This window comes from Modestobacter roseus, from assembly GCF_007994135.1.
GTDB lineage: Bacteria > Actinomycetota > Actinomycetes > Mycobacteriales > Geodermatophilaceae > Modestobacter > Modestobacter roseus.
In genome coordinates this window covers 4,091,571-4,113,204 of record NZ_VLKF01000001.1, presented here as the reverse complement: position 1 = coordinate 4,113,204, position 21,634 = coordinate 4,091,571, and the positions used below count along the sequence as shown (strand labels likewise).

23 protein-coding genes and 2 tRNA genes are annotated in these 21,634 nt (G+C 75.2%); 17 read left to right on the top strand and 8 right to left on the bottom strand.

Translation table 11 applies throughout. The annotated features are described in order from the left end of the window. Window positions 1–124 precede the first annotated feature (124 nt). On the top strand, window positions 125–409 hold the full coding sequence (locus JD78_RS19655; protein ID WP_153360531.1) for an MSMEG_0570 family nitrogen starvation response protein: 285 nt from the start codon (window positions 125–127) through the stop codon (window positions 407–409). 72 nt (window positions 410–481) lie between these two features. Here the strand turns inward: JD78_RS19655 and JD78_RS19650 are convergent. The 3 genes from JD78_RS19650 to JD78_RS19640 form a co-directional block, all read right to left on the bottom strand. Beyond that, window positions 482–554: transfer RNA gene (locus JD78_RS19650), tRNA-Arg, on the bottom strand. A 24-nt stretch (window positions 555–578) separates the two neighbouring features. Next, a tRNA-Ser gene (locus JD78_RS19645) sits at window positions 579–668 on the bottom strand. A gap of 179 nt (window positions 669–847) precedes the next feature. Then, on the bottom strand, window positions 848–2,059 hold the full coding sequence (locus JD78_RS19640; protein WP_153360529.1) for an MFS transporter: 1,212 nt from the start codon (window positions 2,057–2,059) through the stop codon (window positions 848–850). A 108-nt stretch (window positions 2,060–2,167) separates the two neighbouring features. Here JD78_RS19640 and JD78_RS19635 point away from each other — a divergent pair, with 108 nt between their 5' ends. The 13 genes from JD78_RS19635 to cysC all read left to right on the top strand — a co-directional run bounded on the left by JD78_RS19635 (window position 2,168) and on the right by cysC (window position 10,032). Then, entirely contained in the window at window positions 2,168–2,698 is a 531-nt protein-coding gene (locus tag JD78_RS19635; RefSeq protein WP_153360527.1) for a CGNR zinc finger domain-containing protein, read from the top strand. Further along, the gene (locus JD78_RS19630; protein WP_153360525.1) at window positions 2,698–3,195 is read left to right on the top strand and encodes a phosphatase PAP2 family protein; all 498 of its coding nucleotides are present in this window, start codon (window positions 2,698–2,700) and stop codon (window positions 3,193–3,195) included. The genes JD78_RS19635 and JD78_RS19630 overlap by 1 nt, the downstream gene beginning before the upstream one ends. A 101-nt stretch (window positions 3,196–3,296) precedes the next feature. Beyond that, window positions 3,297–3,566, top strand: coding sequence for an acyl carrier protein (locus JD78_RS19625; RefSeq protein WP_153360524.1), 270 nt, complete (start codon window positions 3,297–3,299; stop codon window positions 3,564–3,566). Beyond that, the gene (locus JD78_RS19620; RefSeq protein WP_153360522.1) at window positions 3,563–4,816 is read left to right on the top strand and encodes an AMP-binding protein; all 1,254 of its coding nucleotides are present in this window, start codon (window positions 3,563–3,565) and stop codon (window positions 4,814–4,816) included. The genes JD78_RS19625 and JD78_RS19620 overlap by 4 nt, the downstream gene beginning before the upstream one ends. Continuing rightward, a complete protein-coding gene (locus JD78_RS19615) occupies window positions 4,813–5,538 on the top strand; it encodes an SDR family oxidoreductase (protein ID WP_153360520.1) in 726 nt (241 codons plus the stop codon). Before JD78_RS19620 ends, JD78_RS19615 begins: the two co-directional genes overlap by 4 nt. 28 nt (window positions 5,539–5,566) lie before the next feature. After that, window positions 5,567–6,121 (top strand): serine O-acetyltransferase, encoded by a 555-nt coding sequence (locus JD78_RS19610; protein WP_153360518.1) that lies wholly within the window; start codon window positions 5,567–5,569, stop codon window positions 6,119–6,121. Window positions 6,122–6,277: 156 nt separating this feature from the next. Next, a complete protein-coding gene (locus JD78_RS19605; RefSeq protein ID WP_153360516.1) occupies window positions 6,278–6,466 on the top strand; it encodes a hypothetical protein in 189 nt (62 codons plus the stop codon). Between the two features lie 135 nt (window positions 6,467–6,601). Beyond that, window positions 6,602–7,150 (top strand): DoxX family protein, encoded by a 549-nt coding sequence (locus JD78_RS19600; RefSeq protein WP_153360514.1) that lies wholly within the window; start codon window positions 6,602–6,604, stop codon window positions 7,148–7,150. Beyond that, window positions 7,147–8,190: a PHP domain-containing protein gene (locus JD78_RS19595; protein ID WP_153360610.1), complete on the top strand. Its 1,044-nt coding sequence runs from the start codon at window positions 7,147–7,149 to the stop codon at window positions 8,188–8,190. The genes JD78_RS19600 and JD78_RS19595 overlap by 4 nt, the downstream gene beginning before the upstream one ends. Before the next feature lie 97 nt (window positions 8,191–8,287). Further along, complete coding sequence (locus JD78_RS19590; RefSeq protein WP_153360512.1) at window positions 8,288–8,437, top strand: hypothetical protein; 150 nt, start codon at window positions 8,288–8,290, stop codon at window positions 8,435–8,437. Between the two features lie 112 nt (window positions 8,438–8,549). Continuing rightward, a complete protein-coding gene (locus JD78_RS19585) occupies window positions 8,550–8,690 on the top strand; it encodes a hypothetical protein (protein WP_166520872.1) in 141 nt (46 codons plus the stop codon). Between the two features lie 111 nt (window positions 8,691–8,801). Continuing rightward, a complete protein-coding gene (locus JD78_RS19580) occupies window positions 8,802–8,951 on the top strand; it encodes a hypothetical protein (RefSeq protein ID WP_166521343.1) in 150 nt (49 codons plus the stop codon). Between the two features lie 292 nt (window positions 8,952–9,243). Beyond that, window positions 9,244–10,032, top strand: a complete 789-nt coding sequence (gene cysC / locus JD78_RS21830) for an adenylyl-sulfate kinase (protein WP_243731091.1) — start codon at window positions 9,244–9,246, stop codon at window positions 10,030–10,032. Between the two features lie 15 nt (window positions 10,033–10,047). Here cysC and JD78_RS19570 read toward each other — a convergent pair whose 3' ends face one another. From JD78_RS19570 to JD78_RS19555, 4 genes are all read right to left on the bottom strand, one after another. After that, the gene (locus JD78_RS19570; RefSeq protein WP_153360507.1) at window positions 10,048–11,403 is read right to left on the bottom strand and encodes an MATE family efflux transporter; all 1,356 of its coding nucleotides are present in this window, start codon (window positions 11,401–11,403) and stop codon (window positions 10,048–10,050) included. Window positions 11,404–11,655: 252 nt separating this feature from the next. Beyond that, a complete protein-coding gene (locus tag JD78_RS19565) occupies window positions 11,656–13,335 on the bottom strand; it encodes a sugar transferase (RefSeq protein WP_166521341.1) in 1,680 nt (559 codons plus the stop codon). 305 nt (window positions 13,336–13,640) lie between these two features. Then, the gene (locus JD78_RS19560; RefSeq protein WP_153360503.1) at window positions 13,641–14,984 is read right to left on the bottom strand and encodes an MATE family efflux transporter; all 1,344 of its coding nucleotides are present in this window, start codon (window positions 14,982–14,984) and stop codon (window positions 13,641–13,643) included. 183 nt (window positions 14,985–15,167) lie between these two features. Next, complete coding sequence (locus JD78_RS19555) at window positions 15,168–16,667, bottom strand: Wzz/FepE/Etk N-terminal domain-containing protein (RefSeq protein ID WP_166521340.1); 1,500 nt, start codon at window positions 16,665–16,667, stop codon at window positions 15,168–15,170. Window positions 16,668–17,024: 357 nt separating this feature from the next. Between JD78_RS19555 and JD78_RS19550 the strand changes: the two genes are divergently transcribed. Together JD78_RS19550 and JD78_RS19545 are read left to right on the top strand one after the other, a co-directional pair. Further along, complete coding sequence (locus tag JD78_RS19550) at window positions 17,025–17,537, top strand: hypothetical protein (RefSeq protein ID WP_166521339.1); 513 nt, start codon at window positions 17,025–17,027, stop codon at window positions 17,535–17,537. A gap of 7 nt (window positions 17,538–17,544) precedes the next feature. Next, window positions 17,545–18,303, top strand: a complete 759-nt coding sequence (locus JD78_RS19545) for a hypothetical protein (protein WP_166521338.1) — start codon at window positions 17,545–17,547, stop codon at window positions 18,301–18,303. A gap of 164 nt (window positions 18,304–18,467) precedes the next feature. Here JD78_RS19545 and JD78_RS19540 read toward each other — a convergent pair whose 3' ends face one another. Then, the gene (locus JD78_RS19540; protein ID WP_166521337.1) at window positions 18,468–19,934 is read right to left on the bottom strand and encodes a hypothetical protein; all 1,467 of its coding nucleotides are present in this window, start codon (window positions 19,932–19,934) and stop codon (window positions 18,468–18,470) included. Window positions 19,935–20,119: 185 nt separating this feature from the next. Here JD78_RS19540 and JD78_RS19535 point away from each other — a divergent pair, with 185 nt between their 5' ends. Continuing rightward, entirely contained in the window at window positions 20,120–21,496 is a 1,377-nt protein-coding gene (locus JD78_RS19535) for a hypothetical protein (protein WP_153360495.1), read from the top strand. The last annotated feature ends 138 nt before the right edge of the window (window positions 21,497–21,634 follow it).

Genomic DNA, 21,634 nt, shown 5'->3' with positions numbered 1-21,634 from the left:
CGGCGTTCCGACGGGTGGGCAGCGCCCACGACAACCCGTGGGCACTGCTCGGTCGCGGCGCCGGTGATGCGTCGGTCCGGGGATCGCAACGAGACCGTCATGTGCGTGCGGCAGGCTCACCGGCGTGCCCGAGGTCGAGTTCGACGTGCAGTGGCCCGACGGCGACCACCAGCAGGTGTACTCGCCGTCGACCGTGGTCGAGGAGGTGTTCGACGTCGGCACGGGCTACCCGTTGCACCGGTTCCTCGCGCTGAGCCGGGCCGCGATGGCGGAGGCGAGCCACCGGGTCGAGGCCCGCTGGGGCTTCCCGTGCAGCCGGGCCGCGGCGACTCTGACGAGCATCGAGCGGGCCGCCGCCCGCTTCGACGGCGGCGAGGTGCGGGTCACCGGCTTCCGCCGGATCGGCTGACCACCCGCCGGTGGAACACGAACGGCCCCGCTCTCCGAGGAGAACGGGGCCGCGCGCTGTCTCAACCAGACGTGCACCCGAAGGGACTCGAACCCCTAACCTTCTGATCCGTAGTCAGATGCTCTATCCGTTGAGCTACGGGTGCGTGGTGTTCAGTTGTGCTGTTGCGCGGAGGCTCCGGGATTTGAACCCGGGATGGGGGGTTACCCCAAACCGCATTAGCAGTGCGGCGCCATAGACCGGACTAGGCGAAGCCTCCCGGGTTCCGAGTGTCCCCGGAACCACCGAGAGAGAAGGCTACCAGCGCCTCGCGGCGAGCCCCAACCGGGGTCCCCACCGGCCGGGACCAGCCCGCGCACCCCCCCACCACCACCTCCCGAGACGGTCGTGGTCTGCCCACTCCCGGTGGGCAGACCACGACGTCGGAGCAGGTGCCCCTCAGGCGGGGACGACGTCCCGCCGAGGCGCCGCCGACGCCGCCGGGCGGCGCCCCGGGAGCAGCGTGACCGCGACGGCCACCCCCGCCGCCGCGGTGGCCATGACCAGCGCGCCGGCCACCCCGGCCGAGGTCTCGATCAGGGCACCCCCGGCCGCCGCGCCGATCGCGGAGGCGCCGAAGGAGACCGTCGACAGCCAGGTGAACGCCTCGGTGGTCGCCGATGCGGGGGCGATCGAGCCGACCAGCGAGTTCTGCACGGTCAGGGTGGGGGCGATCGCCGTCCCGCCCAGGAACAGCAGCACGCCGAGCAGCCACGGGCTGGAGACGGCGGCCAGCGGCGCGAGGCCGAGGGTGATCCCGAGCATCCCCCACCGGTACTGGCGGGGCAGCGAGACGCTCAGCACCCGGGCGCCGAACCACAGCCCACCCAGCGACGAGCCGAGCGCCCACACCGCGAGCAGCACGCCGGACATCCCCGGGGTACCGGCGGCGGAGGCGAACGCCGGGACGGCGACCTCGAGACCGCCGATGCCGACCATCAGCGCGGTGCCACTGAGCAGCACGCGGGGCATGCCCGGGGTGGTGACCGTGGCGAACAGCCGGCGCGGACCGTCGGCGGCCACCGGCCGCCAGGCGGCCATCGCCCGGCTGGTCGCGATGCCCAGCGCCCCGGCCACCCCGAGGACGCCGGCGACGGCCAGGGCCACCGCGGGCCGGGCCAGGAAGGTCAGCGCGGCCACCAGGGTGGGACCGGCGACGAAGACCAGCTCGGTCGAGGTGGCGTCGAGCGCGTAGGCGGTCGGACGCACCCGCGGGTCGACCCGGGACCACAGCGCCCGCACCGTGCCCGACACCAGCGGCGTGCTGGCGCCGATCGCGGCCGCGGCCAGCAGCATCGCCCACGTCGGGGCGCGGCCGAGCACCACGAGCGCGCCCCCCGCGAGCGTCACCGGGTGGACGACGGCCTGGACGAGCAGCACCCGCCGGGGGCTGCGGCGGTCGGCCAGCCGGCCGAGCACCGGGGCCATCACCGCCGTGGCGATCCCGAACATCGCCGACACCGCGCCGGCGATCGCGTAGGACCCCGTCTGCCGCTGCACCATGAGCAGCAGCGCGAGGGGGATCATGGACGACGGCAGCCGGCCGGCGAACCCGGCCAGCAGCAGCACCGGGGCGGACGGAAGCCGCCACACGGCGAGGTACGAACGCATGGCTCTGCTCACTTCGGGGTCGTGCGAGGTGGGGAATCCGTAGGCGTCGAACGTGCGTTGACCGCCTACACATTCCGGAGATTACGGACCGAGCGGGTAGGGAGTCAAATGAACTACGACACCTACGGGTCGACGGCTGTCGAACTGGCCATCGACCTGGCCAACGCGGCGCTCGACGACCCGGCCGGGGTGGCCGACTTCCTGGCCGGGCACGACGAGTGGTTCACCGACGGGACGACGCTGGAGCTCAGCCCCGCCGAGGCCACCGCGGTGGCCCGCACCTCCACGCTGGTGCGCGAGGTCGCCCTGGCCGACAGCGAGCCGGTGGTCAAGGAGCGGCTCAACGCCCTGCTCGACCTGGCCGCCCCGCACCCCTACGCCACCGACCACGACGGCGAGCTCCACCTGCACTACGCGCGGCCCGACGCCGGGGTGGTCGAGCAGCTGACCACCACCGTGGCGATGGGGCTGTCCCAGGTCGTGGTGCAGCACGGCTGGCGCCGGCTGGGCGTCTGCTCGGCCGAGGGGTGCGACGACGTCTACGTCGACACGTCCCGCAACGCCAGCCGCCGGTACTGCTCCAACACCTGCGCCAGCCGCTCCACCGTCGCCGCCTACCGGGCCCGCCAGCGCACCTGATGCCGGCCGACCGGTGGCTGCGCCGACTGTCCACCGCGACCGACCGGGGCGCGCTGTGGCTCGGCCTCGCCGGGCTGCTGGGGCTGCGCCCGGGACGCCTGCGGCGGGCCGCCGTCCGGGGCGTGGGGTGCCAGCTCGCCTCCAGCGCACTGGTGAACCTGCTGCTCAAGCCGGTGTTCGGCCGGGTGCGGCCGGATCCGGCGGGCGTGGCCGCGCCGCGTGCACTCCCCCGGCCGCCACGCGGCCACTCCTTCCCCAGCGGGCACGCCGCCTCGGCCGCGGCGTTCGCCGTCGGCGCCGCGGCCGAGAGCCCGGCACTCGGCGCGGCCCTGGTCCCCCTGGCGCTGGGCGTCGGGTACTCGCGGGTGCACGTCGGAGCGCACCGACCGAGCGACGTGATCGCCGGGCTCGCCGTCGGCTCCACCCTCGCCCTGGCCGCGCGACGCCGCCGGTCCGCGGTGCTCGCGGGTGCGGAACGCAACCCTCATCCAACTTGAGGTTCTGGGTAAGGTCGCTCAGGGTGAGCACGCAGCCGAGGGGTACGACCCCTCCGGCGACACGTCACCTGCCCGCCCGCTCCCAGCGCAAGGAGGAACTCGTGACCGACCCCGCGAGCCTGCGACAGACCGTCATCTCCGAGATCACCGACCTCCTCCAGGAGGAGGACAAGCCGGTGCCCACCTTCACCGACGACCTGGTCCTGCTGGAGAGCGGCCTGGACAGCCTGGGCTTCGCCGTCCTGGTCACCCGGCTGGAGGAGACCCTCGGGTACGACCCGTTCACCGAGATGGACGAGCCGGTCTACCCCAGCACGCTCGGTGACTTCGTGACCATCTACGCGAAGCACGCCCCCCAGCACGCACAGTGACGAACGCGACCCCGATCGCCGTGGAGGACCTCCGGGGCACCGTCCCGGAGGCGCTGCTCGCCGCCGACGGGTTCGGCCTGCGCCGGCGCGTCCACCCCGGCGCCGTGGTGGTGCTGCGCGCCCGCCGGGCCCGCACGGTCGCGGCCGCGCTGCGCGCACTCGAGGGCTGGGCCTCACGGGTCGACCTGGTGGGCACGCTGGAGCCCGGCGAGGTCCCGTCCGACGCCGTGCAGCTGGACGACGCCGCCACCGAGGCCCCGGTGCCCGACGACACCCCGCGCATCCCGGGCGGGACGGAGCCGACGGCCACCCGCTGGCGGCTCTTCACCTCCGGCACCACGGGCACCCCCAAGCCGGTCGAGCACACGCTGGCGTCCCTGACCCGGACCGTCCGCCGACCCGACCCGGGCACCGCCCGCGGACCCCGCCGCTGGGGGCTCCTCTACGAGCCCACCAGGATGGCCGGCCTGCAGGTCCTGCTCCAGTCGCTCGCGGGCGGCGACCACCTGCTGGACGCCACCGCACAGGCCACCCTGCCCGAGCGCCTCCGCTGGCTGGCCGACCGCGAGGTCGAGGCGCTGTCGGCCACCCCCACCGTGTGGCGTCAGGTGCTGCAGAGCCCCGACCGCGCCGCGCTGCCGCTCACCCAGATCACGCTGGGCGGCGAGATCGCCGACCAGCGGGTGCTCGACGCGCTGGCACACACCTACCCGGCCGCGCGCATCACGCACATCTTCGCCTCGACCGAGACCGGCGCCGCCTTCGCCGTCAACGACGGCCGCGAGGGCTTCCCGGCCAGCTACCTGACCGCGCCGCCGAAGGGCGTCCGGCTCGACGTCCGGGACGGCGTGCTGCACGTCCACGCCCCCGACGTCTCCGGGGCTGCTGCCGACGGGTTCGTCAGCACCGGCGACCTGGTCGAGGTGGGCGGCGACCGGGTCCGCTTCCTCGGCCGCGCATCGGGCCTGGTCAACGTCGGCGGGGTGATGGTCTCCCCCGAGTCGGTCGAAGCCGTGCTCCGCGGTCACCCGGAGGTGACCGACGCCGTCGTCCGGTCCCGGCCGAACCCGTTCAGCGGCACCATCCTGGTGGCCGACGTCGTCCCCGGCCCCACGGCCGACCGGAAGGCCCTGCCCGCGCTCCTGCGCGCCGAGGTGGCCGGCCGGCTCTCCGCCGCGCACGTCCCCGCGTCCATCAAGGTGGTGGCCGAGATGGTCACCACCGCCACCGGGAAGGCCGGACGTCGATGACCGCCCCCGCAGCACCCGACCTCGTCGTGGTCACCGGCACCAGCAGCGGGCTGGGTGCCGCCACCGCCCGGCGGCTGGTCGCCGACGGCTACCGCGTGGTGGGGCTCTCCCGGCGCGACGTCGACCCCGCGACGATCGGCGAGGGCTACGCCCACCACCGCGCCGACCTGGCCGACCTCGACGGCATCCCGGCCCTGGCCAAGGAGCTGATCACCGCGCACGGCCGCCCGTACGGCCTGGTGAACAACGCGGCCAGCGGGCTGGACGGCCTGCTGCCGACCATGCACAACAGCGAGATCCGCTCGGTCGTCGAGCTCGACCTGCTCGCCCCCGTGCTGCTGACCAAGTACCTGTGCCGGCCGATGCTCGCCGCCCGCCGCGGGCGCATCGTCAACATCTCCTCCATCGTGGCCCGCACCGGCTTCCGCGGGCTGTCGGTCTACGCCGCTGCCAAGGCCGGCGTGGAGGGGTTCACCCGGTCGCTCGCGCGCGACCTCGGGGCCCGTGGCGTGACGGTGAACGCCGTCGCCCCCGGCTTCCTGGACACCGCGATGACCGAGGTCCTGGAGTCGGGGAACCTGGACCGGATCAAGCGGCGCAGCCCGCTGGGACGGTTCGCGACCCCGGAGGAGGTGGCCGCCGCGGTGGCCCACCTGCTCGGCCCCGACTCCGCCGGGACAACTGGCACGACCGTCACGGTCGACGCCGGCTCGAGCGCATGACGACCCGACGCCCAGGAGGGGAACGACCGTGACCGAACCCACGCCGTCCGTCCGCGAGCTGATCCGCGAGGACTGGGTGACCCACAACCGCCGGTCGACCGCGCCGGCCGTGCACGCCCTCGCCGTGCACCGGCTGCAGGTCGCGGTCCGGGACCGGCCCGGCCTCATCGGGAAGCTCCTCCGGACCGCGCTGCACGCGGTCAACATCCTGGTGATCCGGAACGTGTACGGCATGGAGCTGTTCCCGACCACGGTCATCGGGCGGCGACTGCTGATCGCCCACCACATGGGGGTGATCCTGGGCGAGCACTCGACGATCGGCGACGACTGCATGATCCGCCAGCACGTCACCCTCGGGCAGCAGGGCGAGTCCACCTTCGACCAGCCGACCCTCGGGAACCGGGTCGACGTCGGGCCGGGGGCCACCATCGTCGGCGCCATCACCATCGGCGACGGCGCCACCATCGGCGCCCACTCCCTGGTGCTCAAGAACGTGCCCGCGGGGGCCACCGCGATGGTCTCGCCGGCCAAGGTGCTCCCCGCCGCGCGCTCCACGCCGCAGCAGGACTCCGCCGCCGGCTGAAGGCCGGGCACCCGCAGCGGGACGCACCGGGCACCACATCCGCCACCGGCGAATGCCACCGGGTCGACATGTCGCCAACGGGCTCCCGCGGCCTTGGCAACCTGTGCCCGCATTGCGCGCCGTGAACGGGCAGGGTCCTCCACTAGAAACAGAGGCATGATCCTCGCGGTGATCGGCGTGACCTGGCTGACGGTGAGCGTGCTCGTGGGCTGCGTGCTCGGACGGACCATCTCGGTGGCCGACCACGCCCTGGACCGGGACGACGCGGCGCCCACCCTGGGGGGGCAGCCGCTGTACGTCAGCGACATCCTCGCCGCCGAGCGGCCGAGCACCACGACCAGCTGAGCGGCGGCTTCGCCCAGCGGAGCGCCCCGCACCTCACTACGGTCCGAGGGAGAGGTCGGCGTCCTGGCCGGCGTGGTTGTCCGCGCCCCGGCCAGGGCACTGCACCTGCCACGTCACCGAAGGAAGAGGTCGCAGATGTTGGTCCGCCGGATCGCCCGCCCGCTGCTCGCGGCACCGTTCGTCTTCGGAGGGGTCAGCACCCTCCGGAACCCGCAGTCGCGCGTGCCCGGGGCCACCCCGATCGTCGAGCAGCTCAGCGAGATCGCCGACAAGCAGCTCCCCGTCGAGGTCCCCAAGGACGTCGAGCAGTGGGTCAAGGTCAACGCCGGCGTCCAGGTGGGCGCCGCCACGCTGTTCGCGCTCGGCCGGTTCCCCCGGTTCACGGCGCTCACGCTGGCCACCTCCCTGGTGCCGACCACCCTCGCCGGGCACCGGTTCTGGGAGCACGAGGACCCGAAGGAGCGCTTCGGGCAGACCAGCAACTTCCTGAAGAACGCCGGCATGCTCGGTGGCCTGCTGCTCGCCGCGGTGGACACCGAGGGGAAGCCCTCCGTGGGCTGGCGGGCCCGCCGCAGCGCGGAGAAGGCGGTGCACGGCGCCGAGGCCAGCTACGAGCGGGCGTCCAAGCGGGCCGCGAAGGCGCAGAAGCGCGCGGCCAAGCAGGCGAAGAAGATCACGCACTGAGCGAGCAGCTCACCCCCGCGGACGCGCTCCGGAGGATCGCCTTCCTCCTGGAGCGCGCCCGCGAGCCGTCCTACCGGGTGCAGGCCTTCCGCACCGCGGCGACCGTCGTCGCCGGCCTCGACGACGCCGAGCTCGACCGCCGGGTGCGCACCCGCACGCTCACCGAGCTGAAGGGCGTCGGGGAGAAGACCGCCGCCGTCGTCACCGAGGCGCACCGCGGTGAGCTGCCGGCGTACCTGCAGCGGCTCGAGGAGTCCCACGCCGAGCTGGCGCCGCTGGCCGACGACGCCGCCGCGCTCCGGGCGGCGCTGAAGGGCGACCTGCACGCGCACTCGGACTGGTCCGACGGCGGCAGCCCGATCCGGGAGATGGCCGAGGCGGCGATCTCGATCGGCCACGAGTACCTCGCGCTGACCGACCACTCCCCCCGGCTCACCGTCGCCAACGGGCTCACCCCCGAGCGGCTGGAGCGGCAGCTGGACGTGGTGGCGGCGCTGAACGAGGAGCTGGCGCCCTTCCGCATCCTGACCGGGATCGAGTGCGACGTCCTCGCCGACGGGGCGCTCGACCAGACCGAGGAGCTGCTGGGCCGGCTCGACGTCGTCGTGGCCAGCGTGCACTCCGAGCTGCGGGCGCCGCGGGCGCAGATGACCGAGCGGATGCTCGCCGCGGTGGCCAACCCGCACACCGACGTGCTGGGCCACTGCACCGGGCGGCTGGTCATCGGGCGCAAGCAGCGCAACGGCACCCAGCGACCGCGCCCGGAGAGCGACTTCGACGCCGAGGCGGTGTTCCGTGCCTGCGTCGACCACGGCACCGCGGTGGAGATCAACTCCCGGCCCGAACGGCTCGACCCGCCGCGCCGGCTGCTCACCCGCGCCGCCGAGCTCGGCTGCGACTTCGCCATCGACACCGACGCGCACGCACCCGGCCAGCTCGACTGGCAGGACTTCGGGTGCACCCGCGCCGTCGAGTGCGGCATCACGGCCGACCGGGTGGTCAACACCCGGTCCGCGGCGGACCTGCTCGCGCAGCTCTGACCGCCGGGGCCGGGTGGGACGGAACGTCACGAAGCCGTCACCTCCACGCGCTCGTGTCCGGCCCGGTGGCACCCCGGGAGGCCCTAGCGTGCTGGGCATGACGCAGACCACAACGCGAGCGCACGAGACCGTCGACCCGGCGATCGTCCTCGCCGACGCCCTGCAGTCCGGCTTCGCCGAGCAGCGGGCGAGCGACCAGCGCCGCACCGGACGGCAGGCCGAGCAGCTCCTCGCCCGCACGCGCTGACCCACCTCGTCCGCGGCCACGGCCGTGCCGGCAGCCGCCCGGCCGCCGGCACGGCCCATTTCTGCGCCGGGGGGGGGTGCCGGGACGGCCGGTCGGCACCCACACTGGGCAGGTGACCCAGCTCCTGCGCACCGTGCGGTCGTCGCTCCCGGCGCCCCGGCACCTCCACCGGTGGCGGCGGCTGGGCGACGACCCGTTCAGCGGCGCCTCGCTCTACCGGTGCCGCTGCGGAGTCGTGCGACCGGGCATGTAGCCGTCCGGGGAGCCGGTGTCCCCCACCCGGGGGACGACCGTGGCGCCGAGTTCGCCGTCCGGACGGCGGCCGTTGGCCGGCCCGCCGCCCACCGCGCCCACGCTCCGGGTCGTGCCGACCTCCGTCACCCGCCCGGCGACGCCGAGCTCCCCCTCGCGGCCGCGGGCCCACGTCCACCGCTTCCGGACCCGCATCGACGACCCGTTCAGCGGCTCGGTCTTCTACGCCTGCCGTTGCGGTCTGGAGCGCCCCGCTCTCTGACCCGCTCACCGACCCCGCTCCGGCGCCGTCGGCCCGCTTGCCAGACTGCACCCATGGCGCCGACCCGCACCCGGCTCACGCACCCCCAGCTCGCCGCCCTGGCCCGGCACGCCTTCGGGCTGACCGCGGGCGGAGCTGCGCTCCCCGGGGCCGACGAGTACGAGGACGCCGAGGGAGTGCTGGTCGCCACCCGCACCGACGGCGCCCTCGCCGTGCGCGAGGTGCCGCGCTGGCGGTCCCCGGAGTCGGTGCGGGCCGAGCTGGAGCGGCGCGGCTGGGCCGGGGTCGCGGCGTGGGTGGGCGCCCCGCCCCCGACGCCGCCGGGTTGCCGGCCGTGGTGCTCGCGCTGCTGCCGGTCGCCGGCACGGCGCCCGACTCCGCAGCGATCTCCACCCTCGCGGCCGCCTGGGCGCCGGTGGCCCGGGACCGGGCGGTGCTCGTCGTCCCGGTGCCGGTGACCGCGACGGCGCCGGAGGTGGCGTGGCCTGAGCTGGCCGCGGCCTACGGAGCGGCGGAGCTGGCCGGGGTCGGCACGCCGGCACCCCTGGCCACCGGCGGGCGTGCCGTGCTGTTCACCGGGCTCTCCGGAGCCGGGAAGTCGACGATCGCCGCCCGGCTGGTGGAGCTGCTGCTGGAGGCCGGCCGCACGGTCACCCTGCTGGACGGCGACGAGGTGCGCACCCACCTGTCGGCCGGGCTGGGCTTCGCCAAGGCCGACCGGGACACCAACGTGCGGCGGATCGGCTGGGTGGCCGGGCAGATCGCCAAGCACGGTGGCATCGCCGTCTGCGCCCCGATCGCCCCCTACGCGGCCACCCGGGCCGATGCCCGGGCGCTGGTCGAGGAGCAGGCCGGCCCGGGCTCGTTCACCCTGGTGCACGTGGCCACCCCGCTGGCCGAGTGCGAGGCGCGCGACCGCAAGGGGCTGTACGCCAAGGCGCGGCGGGGGGAGATCGCCGAGTTCACCGGGATCAGCGACCCCTACGAGGAGCCGACCGACGCGGACGTCACCCTGGACACCCGGGCCCTCAGCGTCGACGAGAGCGCCCGGGCGGTGCTGACCCACCTCGGCCTCGGCTGACCGTCGCCGCCCGGTTCAGCCGGCTCCGAGGTCGACCGCGGGCTCGTCGGCCGGGGCCGTCCGGACATCGCCGGACCGCATCGCCCGGATGCCGAGCACCAGCACGAGCACGCACCCGACGGCCTGCGCGGCGGCCATCCCCCAGGCTGCCCCGCTGATCCCCGCCAGGGCCGCCCCGCCCAGACCGAAGCCCAGCAGCAGCGGCGCCTGCACCGAGGTGACCCGCAGCATGAGATCACCCCGGCCCATGGCCAGGAGCGGCAGCGACCCGCCCAGGGCCAGCGCGACCAGGCACTGGCCGACCCCCACCGGGGCCATCACCTCGCGGGCCCCCGCCCAGGAGCTGCCCAGCAGCTGCTCGCCCACCGACGACGGCAGGAGCAGCAGCGTCGTGACCACCAGGACGCACAGCGTGGTGGCACCGGCCGACACCAGCACCGCCGGCCGGAGCAGCGTGCGGGCCCCGCGGGCGGCCAGCCGCCGGGCCAGCAGCGGGATCATGAACGAGGTCAGGGCGCCAAACGCAACCTGCATCGGCCCGAGCACCGTCTGGGCGAACCGCAGACCGCCGGTGGCGACCAGGCCGAGCATGCCGGTGAGCAGCGTGGTCGTCAGGGTGACGGCGCCCATGTTGATGGCGTAGCCGGCGCCCAGCCGCACGCTGAGCCCGGCGTTGGAGCGGAGCCAGCCGACGCTCGCCCGCGGGGAGAGGGCGGCCCGGAACTGCCACATGCCGAACAGCCCGGCGGTCCACGCGCCCACCGCCCAGGCGACCATGAACCAGCGCAGGTCCTGGACTCCCAGCGCGGCGCACAGCCCGAGTCCGCTGAACTGGACGACGACCCGGACGGCGTCGTTCGCCGCCGCGCGGCGGGCGTTCCGCGAGGCGAACGCCGCGCTGCGCCAGCTGTCCTGCACGAACTGGCCCGGCATCACCAGCACGAGCAGCAGCAGCGCCGCGCCGAGCACGTCCCCGACCAGTACGCCGGCGAGTGCGCACACCAGGCCGGCCACCAGCCCGAGCATGATCATCGCCCCGGCCGCCGCGGTGACCGCGCGGGCGCGCGCCTCCGCCGACGCCGCGCTGAAGCGGATCACCAGCGGGTCGGTGGAGATCGCCCGGGACACGCCCAGGCCGAAGCTGAGGACCAGGAACGCGTAGGCGAAGGCGCCCGCGGCGACCTGGTCGACCTCCCGCGCCACCGCGATGGTCAGGCCGAAGTTCGCGACGCTGGACAGCACCTGGTCGACGACCGTCCAGAGGGCCTGCCGCCCGCTGCCGCCCCCCTCGGGCGGCCCGGTGGCGACCGCCTCCGCGGCGGGCTGCCCGCCGGCCACCGCCTCCTCCTCCGCGTCGACGGCGGGGGGCACCGGCTCGGTGGGACGCGATCGGCTCAGCACGGGCCCGCCGGACCGATACGGCGTCGGCCGGCGCGCGTGGGCACCGGGACCGGGGTGCTCGTCGAGTGAGGGCGGGTGGACACGACGTTCCTCCTCACTCCGGCGTCCGGACCGCCGCTGCCGGCCACCACCCGCGTGGTGTCCGGGGAGGAAGCTAACCCCTCGGCGGGCGGCCGTCAGCACCCACCGGTCCTCCCCCGCCCCCGCGGGTGAGGACGACGGTCAGCTCCCGGCGCCCCGGACGACCGCGCTGACCGTCCGCAGGATGATCTTGATGTCGAGCCAGAGCGACCAGTTCTGGATGTAGTAGTTGTCGAAACGCGCCCGGTCGGCGATCGAGGTGTCGCCGCGCAACCCGTGCACCTGGGCCCAGCCGGTCAGCCCGCAGGGCACCCGGTGGCGCGCCTCGTAGCTGGGGTAGGCGCTGCGGAACTGGTCGACGAAGTGCGGGCGTTCCGGCCGCGGCCCGACCAGGCTCATGTCACCGCGCAGGATGTTGTACAGCTGCGGCAGTTCGTCCAGCGACGTCTTGCGCAGGAACCGGCCGATCGGGCTGAGCCGGTCGTCGTGCGAGATGTTCCAGTTCGTCGCCGACTCGGTGTCGTCGACCGGCCGCAGGGAGCGGAACTTCAGCACGTCGAAGGGGCGCCCGTCGACGCCGATCCGCTGCTGGCGGAACAGGATGCCGGGACCGCCGTCCAGCCGGACGGCGAGGGCGAGGGCCGACAGCAGCGGCAGCAGCAGGAGCAGCGCCCCGCCGGAGACGACCACGTCGATGACCCGCTTCACCCGCCAGGCGGGGCTGCGGTACGCCGCCCGGCGCAACCGCACCAGCGGCAGCCCCCAGGCGGTGTCCATGTCGCCGTCCACGTGGTGCAGCTCGAAGAGCCGGGGGACGACGAAGAGCTCGGCCTTCATCCGGTCGCAGGTGCGGATGACGCTGACCATCTCCGCCTCCTTCATGGAGGAGAAGGCCACGACGATGTTGCGCACGCGCGCGTCGGTGAGCACCGGCGCCAGCGACGACGGTCCGCCGAGGACGCGCAGCCCGGACCGCGGCTCGGTGATCCGCGGGTCGGCGTCGAGGAAGCCGATGGGGTGCAGGCCGTACTCGGGGTGGGCCTGGAGGATGTCCGCGATCTGGTTGCCGACCGTGCCGGCGCCGAGGATCAGCGTCCGGTGTGCGACCAATCGCCGGCTGCGCAGCCGGCGGACCAGGGCGTACCCGAGCGCCCGGAAGACCACGGCGCAGACGCCGGTGACGACCGCCCCCCACAGGAAGCGCCAGTCGATGATGTAGTTCCGCCACACCGCCTGGGTCCAGACGATCTGGGCGATGATCGAGATGGCCGCCGCGGAGAGCCAGCGCCCGCCCATGACCGGCAGGTCGTCCAGCACGGACAACGACAGCCGCGAGCGGTAGAGGCCGGCGAGCCAGAACAGCCCCAGCAGCGCCAGCCCGAAGAAGGCGATCTTCCGGGCAGGGGTGTCCCAGCCGACCTCGCTGCTGAACCACTCGACGCCGACGACCCCGAGGCAGACCGCGAGGACGTCCAGCGCGACGAGGAACGGCGGCACCCCGTGCCGGGCCAAGCGGGCCCACAGACCGCTGCCGGGCTCCTCCAGCTCCGCGTCGGACGCCGTGGCCCCGCGGACGCCGGCCGGGCGGGCGGTCACCCGCCCCTCGGCGCCGGTCCGGCGGACCGACTCCGGCCGCAGGCTGCCCTGCTGGACGCCACCCTGCTGGACGCCACCCTGCTGGACGCCACCCTGCTGGACGCCACCCTGCTGGACGCCACCCTGCTGGACGCCACCCTGCTGGACGCCGCCCTGCTGGACGCCGCCCTGCTGGACGCCGCCCTGCTGGACGCGCAGCGCCGGACGTGCGGTGTTCTCGGTCATCGGTGCGGTGTCCTCCATCCCCTCGGAGTCCTGGCTGTGCGATCTCCCGCCGGGCCCGGTCGAGCGAGTGGGACATCGCGCCCCGGCGCGCTGCCCGCAGTGACGCCACACCCCCCCACCGAGGAGCCGCCACGGACCCCCGGCACGAGCCGTCCCTGTGCCGGGACTCCAGGGGCACCGGTGACCCGGGAGCGGCTGTGACGCTCTCACAGGTCTCACCGTGCGTCACGGCGAGACGACGTCCGTCCCGGGGGATTCCCCCGGACGACGGAAGGAATCAACAGTTCGAAGCGGAGCCGATACTTTCAGTGACGGGCGGGGGTGTCCGGCGACCGGCGCGCCGCGCGCCGGGACATCGCCCGCCAGGCCAGGGCCATCACCGTGGCGCACCCGGCCGTCTGCGCCACGGCCATGCCCCAGGCGGCCCCCTCGATGCCCAGCCAGACACCGCCCCCCACCCCGAGCCCGAGGATCAGCGGGGCCTGCACCGCCGTCACCCGCAGCAGCAGGTCGGCGCGGCCCATCGCCTTGAGCGCCAGAGACCCCCCGATGGCGATCGCGTTCACACACTGGCTCCACCCGACGGCGGCCATGACCGCCCGCGCCTCGTCCCAGGACGCCCCCAGCAGCTCCCGGCCCCAGGACGCGGGGATCAGGAGCAGGACGCCGACGACCGTCGCGCTGACGCCGAAGCAGGCCAGCGACGCCAGGGCCGAGGGACGGCGCAGGGAGGTCGGCCCACCGCTGGCCAGCCGGCGGGCGAGCATCGGCACCAGGAACGCCGTCGTCGCCCCGAACAGCACCTGGATCGGTCCGAGCACCGTCTGGGCGAACCGGAGCCCGCCGGTGGCCGCGAACCCCAGCAGCGCGGCGAGCACCGAGGTGGCCGCCGTGAACGCACCCATGTTGATCAGGTAGTCGCTGCCCAGCCGGGCGCTCAGCCCGGCGTGGTCCCGCAGCCAGGACCGGCTCCCGCGCAGGAGCGCCGGCGGGCCGAACTGCACGGCGCCCACCGCCGCACCGGCCCATGCGCCGGCGGCCCAGCTGACCAGGTAGCCGGTCAGCCCGGTGGTGCCGGCGGCCACGCACAGGCCGATCCCGGTGAACTGCACGACCACCCGAACGCCGTCGTTCAGCGCGGCCCGCCGCGGCGCGCCGCCGGCGAAGGCCGCGCTGCGGTAGCTGTCCTGGAGGAGGTGGCCGGGCAGCACGAGCAGCAGCAGCGCCAGCGCCGTCCCGAGGTCACCGCGCAGGACCAGGCCGACGGCGAGGCAGACCGCTCCCGCGGCCAGCCCCATCGCGGTGCTGGCGCCGGCCGCCTGGGCGGCGGCCCGCCCCCGCTCAGCCGCCCCGGCCGCACTGAACCGGATGACCAGCGGATCGGTGGACACCGCCCGGGTCAGGCCGATCACGAGGGTGAACACCAGGAAGGCGTAGGTGAAGACGCCGCCCAGCTGCTCGTCGACCGCACGCGCCACCGCGATGGTCAGCCCGAAGTTGGCCAGGCTGGACAGCACCTGGTCCAGCAGCGACCAGCTCGCCCGCCGACGGGTGCGGGCCCGGGCACCGTCCGGGCTGCTCGCGACCGCCTCGGGCGCGGGGGTGAGCGACGGACCCGGCGGGCTGCCCGCCGGCCCCGATCCGCTCACCGGCCCCGCCGGCCGGCCGGACAGGCGGGGCGCGACGGTCCACCGCCGGGCACCCGGTCATGGGCAGGCGACTGGTCCACGCAGCACTCCCGGGGTGTTCCGTGGCCGCGACACGCACCACTCCTGCCCTCGATGCTGCCACAGGCCACCGGCCGGGCCGGGTGCGTGGAGCAGGTCACCCCCTCAGGTGGACGCCCGCCTCCTCGGGCCGACGAGGTCGCCCGACGTCGCGCCGGTGCCGTCCCCGGCGGCCCGGGAGCCACCTCCGACCGGGCGTCGCCGGCGGGAGCGCCCGCGCCGGCCCGTGGCGGCGGCCCGGGTGACGACGACCCCGGTCAGCGGGCGGCCGGCGGTCGCGAGCCGGTCCCGCACGTCGCCGAGCGCGACCGGGTCCTCGGTCACGGCGATCACCGCGACGACCGCGGCCGCCTGCCGCAGCAGGGCGAAGGCGGACGAGCTGAGCGAGAGGGGGCCGGCGGAGACCAGGACCAGGTCCTGGTCGGCGGCTGCCCGCTCCAGCTGACGGCGCACGACGTCCTCACCGGACCCCCGGCCCGCGGGCCGGTCCAGGACTGCCAGCCGGATGCCCGGCCGCCCGGCCTCGACCCCGCGCCCGGTGGCCTCGCCGGCCTCCGCCCGGTCCGTCTCGAGCTCGTCGAGGCGGGGCGCCGGCGCCGTGCCGGGGAGGAGCCCCACGAGCGGGTGCCCCGCCTCGGCGTCGACGACGAGCACCCGCTGCCCGCGGTCGGCCGCCGCGAGGGCCAGCCCGCGCACCACCGGGGCGGTCCCGCTGTCGTCGGTCACGCCGGTCACCAGCACCGACCCCGCACCGGGTGGCCGGACGTAGTCCAGCGCCACCGCCGTCAGCGCGAACGCCTCGGAGCCGCTCGCCGCCCCGGAGCCGGCGCCACGCGCCAGGGGGACGGCGCCCAGCACCGGCGCGCCCGCCGCGCGGACCAGCACGGTGGCGTCGGTGATCGGCCCCCGGCGGCCCACCGCCGCGGCCAGCGCCGCCGCGGCCAGCGCCGCCAGGACGGCCAGCACAACGGCGGTGCGCAGCGGGCGCGGGGTGGAGGCGGACCCGGGCGCCTCGGCCGGGTCGACCAGGGCGATGCCGTCGCCGTAGACGACCGCCGCGGTCCGGATCTGGTCGGCGGTCGCGGGGTCCGTGGTGACGGCCACCGCGGCTTCTGCCTCCTGGACCACGCGCGCGGCGCGGTACTGGACGTAGGCGGTGGCGAGCGCATCGGCCCGCGCGGCCGCCTCCTCCGCGTCACCGGCCACGGCCTCGACGACCAGCACGTCGCTCTCGGCCGACGCCGACACCGTCACGGCCTCCGCGAGCTCGCCCAGCGTCGTCCCGTCGCCCAATTCGTCGGCCGCGGCCTGCAACACCCGCGGCGCGCCCAGGATCGAGGCCTGGTTCGCCACGAAGCGCGAGGCGTCGTTGGTGGCGCGGCCACCCAGCGGTTCGAAGTCCTCGCTGGCGGACAGCACCAGCCGGGTATCGGCCGTGTACGTGGGCGGCTGGTCCTGGCTGACCAGGTAGCCGCCGACCCCGGCGACCACGGCGGCACCCACGACGAACCAGCGAGCGCGCCAGACGGATCCCAGCGACGGGGTCCACCGGGACGGGCCGGTCGTGCCGGACGTCCAGCCGGTCGTGCTCGGCTGCTCGGGCACCGTTCTCCTCGGGCCGGGGGCGGGGTCGGGGGCCGCCCAGGCCCTCCACTGTGTCATCCGCGCGGCGCCCGCCCCGCGAGCGGCACGGCGCTGCACCTCCGGCCGACCCTCCGTCGACCCCTCATCGGCAGGCGGCAGTCGACCGGTGGTGCTCGTGTGACTGGTGTGACGGGGTGGCTGACTGGTACTCAGCGTGACCTTTTCGATGCGCACCGCTTATGTCAGAGTCTGCTCGTCGGCCTCCGGGCCGGCTCCCCCCCGGGCCGGACACACCCCCGCCGATGCGCCACACCGCCGTGGCCCAGCCGGTCGCGCCGCTCCCCCGACGCCACCGAAGAACCTGCGAAAGGCTCCTCCATGCACCGCCGCCGGAACCTCTCGTCCTCGAGACGCCTCCGCTTCCCCGCGCTCCTCACCGCCCTGCTCACCTGCCTCCTCTCGCTGGCCGCGGCCACCGGTGGGCTGCAGTCGCTGGCCGCGGCGGCCGGGATCACCGCCGGGGCGCCGACGCCGGCGGCGTCCGCGCCCACCGTCCCCGGCGGTGCCGGCACCGAGAGCGGCACCGGCACCGATCAGTCGCGCGCCGGCGACCAGCGCGCCACCGACACCTCGAGCACGGCCGCCGCGGCACCGGGCACGCCGGAGTCCGTCCCGGCCGACGTGGCCGGCACCGTCCCCGGGTCCTCCTCGACCGCACCTGGCACGCCGGCACCCGCACCCGCGGCTGCCGCGGCGCCCGCGCCGTCCTCGACCCCCGCGCCGGCCGCCGCCCCTCGGCCGGCACCCCGAGCCGGCGCCGGCCGGCCCCGCCACCCCGGCGAACGCGGACCTGGACGCCGACGCGTGGGCGCAGGCCTGGAGCACCGGTGACACCCGGGTGCTGCGCAGCTGGTTCGACGCGAACACCGGGCCGACCCGGACGATCAGCGGCACCACCGGCGGCGGGAAGATCCGCAGCCAGGCCGACGCCGACCGGCTGGCCGGGAAGACCGTCACCTCGGACCTCTCGGTCGACTGCACCTGCGTGCTGCAGGAGTTCGCCCTCGTCCACGCGCAGCTGACCATCGAGGGGGGACGCGTCGACGTCCGCAACCTGCTGATCGACGGGAAGAACGACACCGAGATGGTCGGGGTCTTCACCGCGCGCGGCTCGTCCCAGGTCGAGATCTCCCGGGTGGAGATCACCGGTCACAACGACGGCATCCGCGCCTACGCGTCCTCGGTGACCGGCAGCTACGTCTACATCCACGGCGTCGCGCCGGACAACCCGCGCGAGCACCACCAGGACGGCATCCAGACCATCGGTGGCGGCTCCGCGTTCAGCCGGTCCTACATCGACATGACCGGCGCGCACACGTCGGCGACGCTGATCAAGCCCGACGCCTCGCCGATCCCCTACGCCCGGATCAACCAGACCGCGATCATGGGCGGCGGCTACACCTTCCACGTGCACGACGGCCCCAAGGGGACCCCGCGCAACGTCGACCTCTCCGACAACCTGGTCGCCCCCGGTTACCGGAACGGACTGGTCTCCACCTGGAAGCTGAGCAACGTCAGCTCCGTGGTGCTGCCCACGGTGGCCCGGGTGGCCGGCAGCAGCCGCACGGTCGCGCTGGTCGACGGCGCCAAGCTCTGACCACCACGACCTCAGTACCAACGCCCTGAGGGCCACCGCCTGAGGACCACCGCCTGAGGACCACCGCCTGAGGACCACCGCCTGAGGACCACGACACGAGGCCGCGCCCGTCGCTCGCAGCGACGGGCGCGGCCTCGTTGGTGGGACGGACCAGCGCGGGTGGGTCAGCGCTGGGCGACGGGCGTGGCCTCGGGTGCCGGGTCCGCCTGGCGCGGCGGCGCCACCGGCTCCGCCGGGGCCGCGGTGGAACCCGAGGCGCCGCGGGAGCGGCGCTGCCGGGCGACGATCACGCCGTCGCAGTCGCGGTCGGCCAGCTGGAGCCGGTAGCGGAAGCTGGCGAGGGCGGCGGGCAGCCGCTTGCCGGCGCGCCGGTCCACGACCAGGACGACGGACGCGGCCTCCCGGAGCAGCGCGAAGGCCACCGGGTCGGCGAAGACCGGGCCCGCGGTGAACAGCACCAGGTCGTAGGAGCCGGCCAGCTGCTCGAGGCACCGGCGCAGCACGGTGTGGCCACCGTGCGTCCGGAGGGCACTGGTGCCCAGCCGCGCGACGTCGACCACGTGGTCCCCGCCGGCCGGCCAGCGGGTGGTGACCTCGTCGACGGGCACCCCACCGACCAGGTCGTCGAGCGGGCGTTGCGGCCGGGTCACCCCGGTCATCCGGGTGAGCCGGTGACCCGCGCTGTCGGCGTCCACGACGAGCACCCGCCGGGTGCGCGCCGCCGAGGCGGCCAGCCCGAGCGCGACCCCGCCGCCCAGCTCGCGGTCGTCGAGCTCGGTGACCAGGACCGAGCCGGCGCGTCCGTCCGTGGCGTAGTCCAGCGCGACCAGCGGCATCCCGAACGCCTCCCCGACCGGCTCCAGCCGGCCCGAGCGGGTCAGCGACAGGTCGACCTCGCCCAGCAGCGGTGCACCGGCGCCCTCGGCCAGCTGCACACCGCTGACCGGCCCGCGGCCGCGGCGCAGGATCGCCACCCCCGCGGCCACCAGGGCCGCGAGGACGGCCAGCAGCGCACCGTCGCGAACCGGGTTGGGCGCCGTCGGGGACGTCGGCACCGCCGCCGGCTCGGCGACGGCGACACCGTCGCCGTACACCGCGGCCTGGGTGCGGACGTCCGCGACCGCAGCGAGGTCGAGCGCGACGGCCTCCGCCGCGGCGTCCGCGATCTCCTGCACCCGCTGGGTGACGTACTGCTGGTACGCGGCGGTCACCGCGTCCGCCCGGGCCGCGGCCAGCTCGGCGGTGGGGGCAGTGGCGGAGACCACCACGACGTCGCTGTCGGCCAGCGTCGCCACGCTCACCGCCTCGGCGAGCTCGGTCGGGTCGGCGTCGCCGCCCAGCTGCTCGGCCACCAGCTCCAGCACCGGCTCCGAGTCCAGGATCGCCATCTGGTTGGCGAGGTACCTGCCGGCGTTGTTGCCCGAGTTCCCACCCAGCGGGTCGAAGTTCGCGGTCGCCGAGAGCACCATCCGGCTCTCCGCCGTGTAGCTCTCGTCCTGCAGGGCGCTCAACTGCGCCCCCAGCAGGCCCGCCACGACAGCCGCACCGCCGATCAGCCAGCGGCCCCGCCACAGGGCGCTCGCGACGACGGACCCGTGCCCCGGGCGGGACTCGTCCCTCAAACTGGTCACCGAACGACGTCCTCCTACCACCGACCCGGTGCCGGCCCGCGACAATCGTTGCACGCACTGTCGGACGGGTGACCCCGATCGGCGGCCACGTACACGATCGGGTCACACACGACCGCGCGCTCGACCCGACCGGCGGCGGTGTACCACGATCGGGTCACACACGACCGCGAGCTCGAGGGGACGGCATGACACGCACCGTGGGCAGCGCGCCCCCGGACGGACCCACGGCGCTGCCGGCGGAGACCACCACCACCGACCCCGGGGGTGCGGACCGCACGGCCGACCTGGTCGTCCGCGGCACCACCACCCTGCTGGTCCTCGTCCTGCTCACCCAGCGGCTGCTGATCCCGGTCGGCGCGAGCCCGGTGCAGGTGAGCCTCCTGCTGACCTACGGCGTCGTCGGCCTGCTGGTGATCGGCGGCCTCTTCCGGGTCGACCAGCTGCGCGCCGAGCTGCTCGGGCTCGCCGCCGTGCTCTGCCTGGCGGCCACCGTGGTCGCCTCGGTCACCGGCGCCACCGTGTCGGTGACCTCACTGGGCCTGCTGCTCGCGCTCTACCTGCTCTGGACCCTGCGGGTGGGCCCGGGCCACACCGAGACGCTGCAGCGGGTGGCCCGCAACTTCGTGCTGGTGATGGTCGTCTTCGCCCTCATCGGCGTCGCGCAGCTGGCCTCCCAGCTGGTCGGGCTGTGGAGCTACACCGACTACCTGGGCGAGCTCCTGCCGCGGGACTTCTACTCCCAGACGTACAACACCAACATCCCGCTGGCCTACGGCTCGGACGTGCACAAGGGCAACGCCTTCGTGTTCCTCGAGCCCTCGTTCCTCTCCCAGTTCTGCGCGCTGGGGGCGATCGTGGCCGTGGTCTCCAGGGCGCCGTCGTGGCAGGTGGTCGTCCTCGTCGCCGGGGTCTTCTCCGCGGTCTCGGGCACCGGGATCATCCTGCTCCTGTGCGCCGGGGTGCTCGTGCTGGTGCGGGCCTGGTGGCTGATCCGGCCGGTGCACCTGGTCACCCTGGGTGCGCTGGCCCTCGGCGTGCTGGTCAGCCCGGTCGCCCCGCTGCTCCTGGAGCGCGTGGGCGAGACCGGCCAGACCGGCAGCAGCGGCTACCTCCGGTTCGTGCAGCCCTACACCGAGGTCGCCAACGCGATGATCGCCGAGCCGATGCGCTTCCTCGTGGGGGCCGGGGCCGGCTCGGTCGAGCGGCTGCTGCCCTCGGTCCGGGACGGCGAGCTGGGCCAGGCGGTGGTCTACACGATCGTGCCGAAGCTGCTGTTCGAGTACGGCCTGCTCGCCGGTGGGGCCTTCGTGCTGTTCATCGTCCTGGCGCTGCTCGACCGCGGGGCGTGGCGCGTGGTCCCCGGCAGCGTGCTGGTGATGATCTTCTTCCTGTCCGGCAGCCTGCTGCAGCCGCACACCGCGATCGTCGCGTGGCTGCTCACCGGGCTCTGGGCCGGGCAGGAGACCCGCATCGACCTGCTGCCCCGCCACCGGCGCCCGTCCCGAGCCGGTGTGCGGCGCCATCGGCGGGCGGACCGGCCGGTGCCCCTGCCCCTGACCTGAGCGCCGGCTCGGGCCAGCCGCCCCCAGGTCAGGGAGCCCAGGTCAGGGAGCCCAGGTCAGGGAGCCCAGGTCAGGGAGCCCAGGTCAGGGAGCCCAGGTCAGGGAGCCCAGGTCAGGGAGCCCAGGTCAGGGAGCCCA